The following is a 1266-nucleotide window of genomic DNA, read 5'->3' as shown; positions in this document are numbered from 1 at the left end:
CGCCGGTCGCGGCGAGCTCGCCGCCGGCCAGCGTCAGGGCCAGCCGGCCGCCGGTGGCCCGCACCCGTCCCGCGGGCGCCAGAACCTCCCTGACCAGGCAGTTGAGGAGGGCCACCGTGGTGGCCTCGTCCGCGTCGGCACAGGTCAGCAGCACATCGGCTCCCGAAGGTAGTTGGGCCCGTCCGGGCCGTAGTGTTTGTTGACGTCGGCCGCGCCGGTGCGGCTCTTCGGTACGAGGGTTCCGGCGGTGAGCATCGCCTTGGTGGGCAGGCGTGCGGCGTCGAGGGTCCTGGCGCGCAGGAACGGATCGGTGACGGCCTCGTCGAGCCGGTCCCTGACCAGCGCGAGACCGCGGCGGAGCGGCAGCACGCCCCGCTCGGCGAAGCCGAAGGCCAGGGCGCCCGCGCACAGATGCAGAGTGATCGTGACGAAGACCTTCGCGAGGGCCTCGCGGTCGCCGACCAGCCGCGGATCGGCGAAATCGGCCGGGTCGTGGCGGTCGGCGGCGAACAGGGCGCTGTCGTTGTCCTTGACGACCAGTTCGCCGCGCGGTGTCACCGCGAGGTTCTGCTGGTGGGCCTCGAGCGCGATGCCGTGGTGTTCGAAGAGGCCCGCGTTCCAGGCGAACAGGGTGCGCAGGTAGGCGGAGAAGAAGGTCTCGGGGTCGTCGCCGAACTCGGCGAGCACCCCGGGGGCGAGCAGCGCCGCGACCGGCACGGAGTCGGGGACGGGCATCCGGCGCACCAGGTAGGCGAGATCGCCGCGGTGGCCGTAGGTCTGCTCGTCGGCGAGCAGGACGGGCACGTCCAGCTCGCGCGCGGCCTCGGCGAGCAGGCGCTGCACCTTCGCGCCGTCGGCCAGCGCCGCCGGTTTCACGGCGCGGACGTTGCGGGCGCCGAGCGTGCTGACCGGCATCGGCACCTTGACGTGGTCGCGGGCCGTGACGGCGAGGGTCCGCATCGACAGGGTCGGCGTGACCTCCAGGAACCGGGCGACGGGCCCGTCGACCAGGCCGCGCCTGACCGTCAGCGGATGGACGGGGAAGACCGTCCCGGCGGGGAGGCCGAGCGCGTCGGGCGTCGGCCACCACTCGGGGAGGACGCCGGTGGCGTTCGCCTCGGGGACGGTGGTCCAGCAGAGCGGGAACGTCGGCTGGAACTCGGGGGCGTAGGCGCGCAGTTCGGCCTCGGTGAGGCCCGGTTTGGCGCGGCCGAGCGGGTGGACGGGGTGGGGGAGCCGGGCGGCGAGCGCGTCGTGCCGGGTCGG

Annotated in this window: 1 protein-coding gene; it reads right to left on the bottom strand. The window is 74.4% G+C overall.

Features of this window, described 5'->3' with window-relative positions; genetic code table 11:
* Nucleotides 1-144: 144 nt before the first annotated feature.
* Nucleotides 145-1266: IucA/IucC family protein (locus tag ACYVE7_RS34240; RefSeq protein ID WP_460370757.1), on the bottom strand; the 1122-nt coding region annotated here is incomplete at its 5' end.

The sequence above is a fragment of the Actinocorallia lasiicapitis genome (assembly GCF_054778695.1).
Note: the sequence above shows the minus strand (reverse complement) of the source record. Positions and strands in the feature narration are given on the sequence as shown.